At 61.5% G+C, this 9,066-nt stretch carries 8 protein-coding genes; 4 read left to right on the top strand and 4 right to left on the bottom strand.

The genetic code is table 11. The features are described from left to right. Positions 1-2,204, bottom strand: a 2,204-nt coding sequence (locus tag PPP56_RS06555) for a valine--tRNA ligase (protein WP_353563237.1), incomplete at its 3' end; no start/stop codon positions are given. Positions 2,205-2,730: 526 nt separating this feature from the next. Here PPP56_RS06555 and PPP56_RS06550 point away from each other — a divergent pair. After that, on the top strand, positions 2,731-3,249 hold the full coding sequence (locus PPP56_RS06550) for a thioredoxin family protein (protein WP_353563236.1): 519 nt from the start codon (positions 2,731-2,733) through the stop codon (positions 3,247-3,249). Between the two features lie 71 nt (positions 3,250-3,320). Then, positions 3,321-4,229: a histone deacetylase family protein gene (locus tag PPP56_RS06545; RefSeq protein WP_353563235.1), complete on the top strand. Its 909-nt coding sequence runs from the start codon at positions 3,321-3,323 to the stop codon at positions 4,227-4,229. A gap of 77 nt (positions 4,230-4,306) precedes the next feature. Here the strand turns inward: PPP56_RS06545 and prmC are convergent, their stop codons facing one another. Together prmC and PPP56_RS06535 are read right to left on the bottom strand one after the other, a co-directional pair. After that, the gene (gene prmC / locus PPP56_RS06540) at positions 4,307-5,170 is read right to left on the bottom strand and encodes a peptide chain release factor N(5)-glutamine methyltransferase (protein WP_353563234.1); all 864 of its coding nucleotides are present in this window, start codon (positions 5,168-5,170) and stop codon (positions 4,307-4,309) included. Continuing rightward, positions 5,167-5,463, bottom strand: a complete 297-nt coding sequence (locus tag PPP56_RS06535; protein ID WP_353563233.1) for an acylphosphatase — start codon at positions 5,461-5,463, stop codon at positions 5,167-5,169. The genes prmC and PPP56_RS06535 overlap by 4 nt, the downstream gene beginning before the upstream one ends. A gap of 188 nt (positions 5,464-5,651) precedes the next feature. On the opposite strand from PPP56_RS06535, the gene PPP56_RS06530 reads away from it, so the two are divergent. Further along, the gene (locus tag PPP56_RS06530) at positions 5,652-6,056 is read left to right on the top strand and encodes a hypothetical protein (protein WP_353563232.1); all 405 of its coding nucleotides are present in this window, start codon (positions 5,652-5,654) and stop codon (positions 6,054-6,056) included. A gap of 66 nt (positions 6,057-6,122) precedes the next feature. On the opposite strand, the gene zapE is transcribed toward PPP56_RS06530, so the two are convergent. Beyond that, positions 6,123-7,139, bottom strand: a complete 1,017-nt coding sequence (gene zapE / locus PPP56_RS06525) for an AFG1/ZapE family ATPase (RefSeq protein WP_353563231.1) — start codon at positions 7,137-7,139, stop codon at positions 6,123-6,125. Between the two features lie 208 nt (positions 7,140-7,347). On the opposite strand from zapE, the gene PPP56_RS06520 reads away from it, so the two are divergent. After that, positions 7,348-8,730, top strand: coding sequence for an RtcB family protein (locus PPP56_RS06520; RefSeq protein ID WP_353563230.1), 1,383 nt, complete (start codon positions 7,348-7,350; stop codon positions 8,728-8,730). Positions 8,731-9,066: the final 336 nt, after the last annotated feature.

Here is a 9,066-nt window from a genome sequence, read left to right as displayed (position 1 = left end):
TCGTGGGGCACATCGTCGGCCTGCGGCCAGTCGGATACGATGCAGGCGTCGCCCTCCTCACGCGGACGCACCTTCCACCACAGCTCTTCGGTGACGAACGGCATGAACGGATGCAAGAGCTGCAGCAGCGTCTCGAAGATGGATGCCGCACGCGCAATGACCTGCTCGTCCATCGCTTCGCCGTAGGGCGGTTTGATAAGCTCCAGGTACCAGTCGCAGTAGTCGCGCCAGAACACGTCGTAGACGATGGAGACGGCCTCGTTGAGGCGGTACCGGCTGAGCGCATCTTCGATGTCGTTGATGGCCGTGTGCAGACGGTGAAGCATCCACTGCTCCACCATCTCCAGCTCGTCGAAGGAGCGCGGATCGTGATACTCTTTCACCGGATGCCCCTGCGCATCCGTCTCCATGAACTGCCCGAAGACGTTGTAGGCGTTCCAGATCTTATTGGCGAAGTTGCGGCCCATCTCGAACTTTGACGGCGCCAGCTTGATGTCCTGCCCCTGTGCGCAGAGCAGGGTGAGGGTGAAGCGCGTTGCATCGGCGCCGTACTGGTCGACCATTTCGAGCGGGTCGATGCCGTTGCCGAGGCTCTTCGACATCCAGCGGCCCTGCTCGTCTTTCACCATACCGGTGATGAAGATCTCCGTGAACGGCGGCTTGCCGGTGAAGTGGTAGCCGGCCATCACCATGCGGGCGATCCAGAAGAAGAGAATGTCGTAGCCCGACACCAGCACGTCGGTCGGGTAGAAGCGGTCGAGGTCGTCGGTCTCTTCAGGCCAGCCAAGCGAGGCAAACGGCGCCAGCCACGACGAGAACCAGGTGTCGAGCACGTCCTCGTCTTGCACCATCTCCTCGTCGGTGTCGGGGCGGTCGATGCTGACGATATAGCCGCGGTCGGGATCGGGATTGCCGTCCTCGTCGGTGTAGTACCACACGGGGATCTGGTGGCCCCACCAGAGCTGCCGCGAGATGCACCAGTCGCGAATGTTCTCCATCCAGCGGAAGTACTCGTTCTCCCAGCGCTTGGGATGGAACGTGATGGTGCCGTCGCGCACGGCTTCGATGGCAGGCTCGGCGAGCGGCTCCATCTCCACAAACCACTGCCGCGAAATGAGCGGCTCGATGACGGCGCCCGAGCGGTCGGACACCGGTACGTTGATCGTGTGCTCTTCGACATCTGCAAGCAACCCGTCGGCGTCAAGATCGGCTACGATTTTGTCGCGCGCGGCAAAGCGGTCGAGTCCCTCGTACGGACCGCCGTTCGCGTTGATGGTGCCATCGGGGTTCATCACGTTGATGGTTTCGAGGTCGTGACGCTCGCCGATCTCGAAGTCGTTCTCGTCGTGGCCGGGCGTTACCTTCAGCGCGCCGGTGCCAAACTCGCTGTCGATGTATTCGTCGGCAATAATCGGGATTTCGCGGTCGAGAACCGGCACGCGGGCGGTCTGGCCCACCAGGTGCTGGTAGCGCTCATCGTCGGGGTGTACCGCCAGCGCCGTATCGCCCAGAATGGTTTCGGGACGCGTGGTGGCAATGGTGACGTACTCGGTCTCGCCGTCGGTTACGAGCGGGTAGCGCACGTGCCAGAGATGCCCGGCGCGTTCTTCGTTGTTGACCTCCTCGTCGGAAAGCGCCGTTTCGTTGGCGGGGTCCCAGTTCACGAGGTAATCGCCGCGGTAGATGAGTCCGTCCTCGTAGAGTTGTACGAAGACCTCCTGCACAGCGCGCGAAAAATCTTCGTCCATCGTGAAGTAGCTGCGGTCCCAGTCGCACGAATCGCCAAGCGTGCGCTTCTGCTGCAGGATGATGTCGCCGTACTCCTCTTTCCACGCATGCACGCGCTTGATGAACGCCTCGCGGCCCAGGTCGTGGCGCGTGAGGTCTTCTTCTTCCGCAATTTTGCGCTCCACCACGTTCTGCGTGGCGATGCCGGCATGGTCAAGCCCCGGCATCCAGAGGGATTCGTGGCCCTTCATGCGGTGGATACGCGTGAGCGCATCCTGAATGGAGTCTTGCAGCGCATGCCCGATGTGCAGCCGCCCGGTTACGTTTGGCGGTGGCATGGTAATGCTGAAAGGTGGGGCGTCGGTGTCGGCATGGGCCTCGAAGAACCCGTTCTCCTCCCAGTACTGGTACCATTTATCCTCGATCTGCGAGGGGTCGTAGACGGTGGAGGCCGGGCCTGTGTCCGATTCAGCCATAGGAATGCAGGGTTGGTGAGCAGCAACGGCAGTCGATGGCATGCGTGCAGACGCAATTGGCACGCGCGCAGATTGCAATGTAGCACGCACGCAGTACAATGCGCAGTGTAGCGATGCGGAGCCGAAGGGTTTCCCTCCGATCTTTACATCGCCTCATGTCCGTGTCATGGCCTGGCTTGCGCACGATAGTACAGAGCAGACACACATGGAATCATATATGTGAATCGTCTATGTAGCTTGCCTTATAATCAGATTAACAAAAATACACTTACGCCTTGTCATTGCGACGAGCGCCAGCGACGCGTCGGTCGCACGCTCCCTCGTCGCAATGACATGATCGAAGATACTTTTGTGGGTCTACTTATTGCCCTGGCGCGTGATGAAACTACATTCCTGTAGAGGAACTTTTCGGACAAGGGGCCATCCCAATGGCGTGGCTGCGCGTTGCTGTTTTGGCGATGGTGCCTCCGGTACCAGCGGCTCCGCTGCGCATCCCTTATGCTCTTATTCCTGTTTTGATGTCTGTATGACGCGCTTGTCTACGCTCTCGTTTGCTTTGTTTCTGACGCTCAGCCTGCTGCACGTTCCGCCGGCTCTGGCGCAGTCGCCGGAGGCCGGCGAGATTGAAGACGAATTGCCGCTCATCTCGATGGAGGAGGCGTTCGACACGGCAGCCAACACCGACAGATCCGTTTTCATCGATGTGTACGCGCCCTGGTGCCCGCACTGCCAGCGCCTGGAGCAGGAGGTGTATGCCGACGATGAGGTGCAGGCGCTGATGGAGGAGCATTTCGTGATGGTGCGCATCAACGCGGACGATCCGGCTGAGGAGCACGTCTTTCTGGGAGAGACGATGATGGCGCCCGATCTGGCAACGAGTCTGGGGGCACACGGCTTTCCTACGCTTATCTTCATGACCGGCGAGGGCGAGCGCATCGGGATGCTGCCGGGTGCTGTGGAGAAAAGCGACTTCATGCTGCTGCTTCGCTACGTGGGCACCGGTGCCTTCCGCGACCAGTCGCTCGAAGCGTTTGCAGGCGAGTAAGCCGGCCTGAAGGCGTCCTGCGCCGTTCCCCTGTTATCCCCGATATACTGCCGTACCAACTCTTCTGCTGGATGCGCGCAAGCTACTGCGACGGGTACTACGTGCCCCTGCCCGAAGGGCATCCGTTTCCAATGGGGAAATTTCCGGCGCTGCATGCCCGGCTCATTGAGGAAGGGATCCTGCGTCCGAACGACGTAGTGGCGCCGCGCCAGGCCGACTGGTCGGATCTGCTGCACGTGCACACTTCTGATTATCTGAATGCGCTGGCCACGGGCACGCTGTCGCGCCGCGAAGAGCGGCGCATGGGACTGCCGTGGTCGGAGCGCCTGGTCTACCGCTCGCGGGTCGCCGTGCAGGGCACGCTCAACGCGGCGATGATGGCGCTCGAAGACGGACTCGCAGCCAACCTGGCGGGCGGCACGCATCATGCTATGCCAGGCCACGGCGAGGGCTTCTGCGTGCTCAACGATGTGGCCGTGGCGATTCGTGTGCTGCAGCGGGCCTGCTGGGTCGACCGCGTCTGCATTATCGACCTCGACGTGCACCAGGGCAACGGCAATGCCGCCTTCTTTGCGGGTTCGCCTTCGGTCTACACCTTCTCAATGCATGGCGCGAAGAACTATCCGTTCAAGAAGCCGGCCTCTACCCGCGACGTGCCCCTGCCCGATGGCTGTGGCGATACCGACTACATGGAGGCGCTCACGGCGCACCTGCCTGGCGTGCTCAACGAAGCCCGGCCCGATCTGGTGTTCTACCTCGCCGGCATCGACGTGATGGCTAACGACCGCTACGGACGCCTGTCGCTTACTCGCAGCGGGCTGCACCAGCGCGACGGATACGTGCTCGAAACGCTCCATGAGCGCGATCTGGCAACGGTGCTCCTCCTCTCGGGAGGCTATGCCCAAACGCCCGAAGACACCGCCGACCTGCACGCCGTTATGCACCGCGAAGCCGCACGCGTCTACGGGTTTGCGGCGTAGGCGCCTGCTTCAGGCTGTTCTACAGATCTGTTCCGCAAACAGCAATTCAGCGGTAGGGGGATGCACACGGGCGGCGCTCAGCCGGGGCGCTGCCCCCACACCATACGCGGACGCCCCGACCAATCGGCCTTCTCATCGACGCTTGTCCATCCATATGTGCGGAAGAGTTGCGCCACCGCGGCAGTGCCGTCGGCGTGCGTCTCAACCAGCAGCAAGCCGCCCGGACGCACCGCGGTGCGTCCCCAGCGGGCCAGCGCCCGGTAGAAACGCAGCGCGTCGCCCCGCGTGAAGAGCGCCTCATGCGGATCGTAGTCGCGCACAACCGCATCGAGGCTATCGGCCTCGTGGTCCGGGATGTACGGCGGGTTGGAGATGAGCAGGTCGAGGGCGTCGGGCGCGTGCTCTGCGGCGTCGTCGGCAGTCATGTCGAAGTGCTGCCAGCGCACATCGAGCGCAAGCGCCTCAGCGTTGCGGCGCGCCACACCGAGGGCCGCGTCCGAGACATCGCCGCCCCACACGGTGGCGTCGGGCCGCTCATGCTTGATGGCGCAGGCGATGCATCCGCTTCCGGTGCCCGCGTCGAACACGCGAGGGGCGTCTACGCCTGCGAGCATCGCAAGCGCCTGCTCGACAACCACTTCGGTTTCCGGGCGCGGAATGAGCACATCCGAGGTAACGTTGATGCGGAGCCCGTAGAAGTTTGTGTGGCCAAGCACATGCTGCAGCGGCTCGCCGGCTGCTCGGCGGCGCACCAGCGCGGCGAATCGCTTCTGCTCTTTCGGGGAGAGCGCGGCGTGCGCATCCCCCACGAGCTGGGTGCTCGACTGCCCACGTACCTCGGCCAAGAGCCAGCGCGCCTGCTGGTGCGGACGCCCGTCAACGTCGGCGAGGCGCTCGGCGCCCCACCGCAGCGCTTCGTGTACGGCGAAGGGAGTGCTCATGCGTACCGTACCTCAAACTGCTGAAAGTCCTCGGTGGCGTCGCTCCACTCCGCGTCTACAGCGTCGACACGGGCTGCGCGCGGCCCTTCATGGACGGCATCGAGCAGCGCCTGTAGATCTTCGTGTGGGCCCTCGGCTTCGAGGCGCACCGACCCATCGGGTTCGTTGCGGACCCAGCCGGTGAGGTCCTGGCGTCGAGCGGTTGTGCGGGTGAAATGGCGAAACCCGACGCCCTGTACGCGGCCGGTGACTCGTGCAGATAGGCGCTGGTGATCCGTGTTCGTATCGTGCATATCAGGATGAAAGATGGTGGCAGGGTTCGTGCGTGCATGGTTGTTGTGACAGTGCTGACACCTGTGCTTACGGGTATACGTTTCGGAACGATTTACGTGCGCGCGGGCTTCATCGTATTGTAATGTAGTGTTGTAACGTAGCATTGTAACCTATAGCCCCTTCGCAAATGGTCTACCGCACCATGCTTATGCTCAACAGGTTACGCATCTCGCATCTGGTGCCGCTGCTCCTTATTGGAGGAACGGTGGGCCTGCTGGCACTGGGCGGATGCGGCTCTACGCCTCCCGACACCGCCGCGCCTGCCGGCGACGTACCCTCGCTTTCTCCGGATGATGAAGCCTCTGAGCTTGAAGATATGATAAGCACTACGGGAACGGTGCGCTACCAGGAGTTGGAAGGCGGCTTCTGGTCGATCATCGCACGCGACAGCACGCGCTACGACCCGGGCGGTACGCTGCCTGACTCTCTGCAACAAGAAGGGCTCCAGATTCGGTTTCGCGGCGAAGAGTTTCCTGGGCGCCCCTCTATACGCATGTGGGGTACGCCCATCGAGATTCACGAAGCGATGCCTGTTGACGTAGATGTCGAGTAGGATGTCGAGTAGTCATCATGCTGAATAGCGGGTCGGAATGTAGCAGTGTAGGCGCTGTATCGGCGGCTACTCCTTTACAGGCGTTGAGACGGAGACCACGGCACAGAGCGCATGCAGGCGAGACACCGTACGTGTAAACTTCTCCGCGATGGCTCGGGCGAGCCCGGCAAACTGGTCGGGGGCAAACCAGTCATCGGGCGGCCTGCGAGCAGTCATGTACAGGACAGGCGCTTCGGGATGGGTATACAGCGCATCGACGACGCGCAGCAGTCGCAGCGCATCATCGGTGGAGGCAATTGTCACATCTTCAATAGCAAGGCATGCCGGACGCGTGAGCTGCCGCACAAGCGTATCGTGTGCAGTATTGCGGCTCCGCTCGCGTAGCTCAGCGAAAGAGAGATACACCACATCATCGCAGTCTGCGCAGGCTCTTCTTAAGTGCGACTGCGTATGCGCGGGAGCGCCTACGTAGATGGCCCCGTGTGCTTCTGCAGCGTCGGAAGGCGCTTCGCGTCGATAATCGGGGCCTTCAACCGGCTGCAGCGCATAGCGTCCCCCGAATGTATTCTGCAGGAAGTGCTGGAAGCGTGTTGGGCCTACGTTAGTCGACGAAAATGCTTCGGGGCGTACGTTGCTGGAGGCGAGAAGATAGACGCCTGCTTCGTCGAGCGCCTGAAGCGTATGCACGAGACGGGCCTCGTTAGCCGGGTCGTCGATCTCAACCTCATCGAGGCAGAAGACCGTACACCGGTCGGCAATGGAGCGAGCTACGCGGTAGGGCGTTTCAGTCTGGTGGAAGAGCGTGTGGCTGTGCATGAACCCGCAGGGCGTGTCGGGATGCAGCGTATGATACGCTGACGCGAGCAGATGGGTCTTACCCGTACCTACCGGGCCTACGAGGTAGAGTCCGCGCTGTGCGGGTTCGCGACGCCACGGAGCAAGGCGCTGTGGCCATGACCGTTGCCAGGGCGCGGCATCCACAAACGCCTGTACAGCGCTACGTGCTTCGTCTTGCGAAGGGTGAGCTGGCACGTACGAGGCGAACGTAGCTGAGGAAAAACGGTCGGGCAGAGAGAGGTCCATGAACGAAATAGAGCGTGGGGAAGCCGGGTTGAGGATATGGATTGATTTGCTGATACGGGATGTAAGAGGGGTCTGTTTGCAGGAAAAAATGGAACACGCCAAATGTTACAGAGGTTAAATTAGACTGTAGATATCTCGCTCACAATTATTTAAGCACGCGCATACAACGCTGTTTTTTGGCGATCGTAGCCGTGTGCATCCGATGTGTATGGACCGTTCTGATGTGGCGCAAATTGATGATTTTACGTGGGAGCTGCCGGTGTCGGCCCACCCCGACATGCGCGTCCCCGTTCGATTTTTAGCCAATGAAGCGCTCCTGGAACGGATCCTTTTAGGGCCTACTGCTGACCAGATCGTGCACACTGCTTCGCTGCCGGGGCTGGTGGGGCACCTTATGGTTATGCCTGATGTGTCGCCAGGTAAAGGCGCGCCTGTAGGCATCGTGGCGGTGTCGAAGTATCCGGTCGGGGCCATTGCGCCGGCTGCTATTGGGCGCGACATCAACACAGGGGTGCGTCTGCTGGGGTCCTCAATCCGCCTTTCGGATGTGGAGGGCGATCTCGACGGATTCCACGATGCACTCTGCGAGGCGATTCCCTGTGGCGACGACGCCGAAGGATCGCTGCATCTTACGAAAAGCGAAGTCGACCATGTCGCGCAGTCGGGTGCGCAATGGGCCTTGCGCAGCGACATGGCGCGTCAGGACGATCTGGTACGGGCTGAAGAAGGGGGGCGCCTCAACGAGGCCAATCCCGACAAAGTGAGTGCTGCAGCGCGCGATGCCGGCAGCCGGCAGCTGGGTACGCTCGGAAGCGGGGCGCACTTCATTGAGATCGGCGTTGTCGAAGAGGTGTACAACCGGGCTGCAGGGCTAACGATGGGGCTGCGTGAAGGCCGCCTGACGGTTCTCATTCACTGCGGTTCGCGCGGATACGGGCGGCAGGTCTGCGACGACTATATCACGCACTTCCAGGACGCTGGCCCTTCGCACGACACCACGCCGCCAAGCGACGACCTGGCTTACGTGCCCCTCGACGTGTCGGAGGCCGAAGACTACATCGGCGCGATGCGCGCCGCAGCCAACTACGCATATGCCAACCGCCAGGTGCTCGCCCACCGCGTCCGCGAGTCAGCCGACGAGGCGCTTGGGGGACTTGGCGACCGTCTCCGCACGGTTTACGACGTAGCGCACACGCTCGGCCATGTTGAAATGCATCAGGTCGACGATCATCATGTGCGATGCTTTGTGCACCGGAAAGGAGCGGCGCGGGCCTTCGGACCAGGCACGCCGGGCATCTCGCTCCCCTACCGTGCACTGGGGCAGCCCGTTATCGTACCGGGCGAGCGCGACGGAACGTCTTTCGTGATGCTCGCAACGCGCGACAGCATGCAGAAGAGCTACGGGTCGGCCTGTCATGGCGCCGGGCGCACCATCAGCGCTCAAGAGTTGCCCAACCAGACCGCTCCTGCAGGTAGCGAGGGCGGCGTGCAGACGAAAGATGATGTCGAGGCAGTCGTAGATACCGTTGTAGGTGCCGGACTTGCCTCTAAGGTGGCACGCATCCGCCCGCTCTCCGTCATTAGTAGCTAAAGTCCGAGAGGTCTGCAGGGGGCTGTGCTACGGCTGCGTGATACGCGAGCGTATGTTATATGAGACGGTAGTGTATTCTGCGATGCGCATGCCTCCTGCATCAAACCGGTTGCTGGTTTTTCTGAAAATGTGCGCATCCCTTTCGTTATACCTTGTGCGAACGGCGCAATCTCCTGGTAGATGGAGAGACAATGATCTGGTATATGCACGGCACAATTGGGTACAATCCTTGTAGCTGCCTCGAATACAGACGTTGACTTCTTTTTGTGGGTTCTCCTTGCATTACCTGCTGAAGGAAGCACAGCTACACAGCACACGCAAGAAACGGACTGCAAA

This window comes from Longimonas sp. (genome assembly GCF_040409695.1).
Taxonomy (GTDB): domain Bacteria; phylum Bacteroidota; class Rhodothermia; order Rhodothermales; family Salinibacteraceae; genus Longimonas.
The sequence above is the reverse complement of the archived record's forward strand: the minus strand, read 5'-3'. Positions and strand labels throughout refer to the sequence as shown.

What these genes read in the sequence shown, in the direction of transcription:
- PPP56_RS06550 (WP_353563236.1), top strand. Translation starts at nt 2,731, where the DNA reads ATGACGCGCTTGTCTACGCTCTCGTTTGCTTTGTTTCTGACGCTCAGC.
- PPP56_RS06545 (WP_353563235.1), top strand. Translation starts at nt 3,321, where the DNA reads ATGCGCGCAAGCTACTGCGACGGGTACTACGTGCCCCTGCCCGAAGGG.
- prmC (WP_353563234.1), bottom strand. Translation starts at nt 5,170, where the DNA reads ATGAGCACTCCCTTCGCCGTACACGAAGCGCTGCGGTGGGGCGCCGAG.
- PPP56_RS06535 (WP_353563233.1), bottom strand. Translation starts at nt 5,463, where the DNA reads ATGCACGATACGAACACGGATCACCAGCGCCTATCTGCACGAGTCACC.
- PPP56_RS06530 (WP_353563232.1), top strand. Translation starts at nt 5,652, where the DNA reads ATGCTCAACAGGTTACGCATCTCGCATCTGGTGCCGCTGCTCCTTATT.
- zapE (WP_353563231.1), bottom strand. Translation starts at nt 7,139, where the DNA reads ATGGACCTCTCTCTGCCCGACCGTTTTTCCTCAGCTACGTTCGCCTCG.
- PPP56_RS06520 (WP_353563230.1), top strand. Translation starts at nt 7,348, where the DNA reads ATGGACCGTTCTGATGTGGCGCAAATTGATGATTTTACGTGGGAGCTG.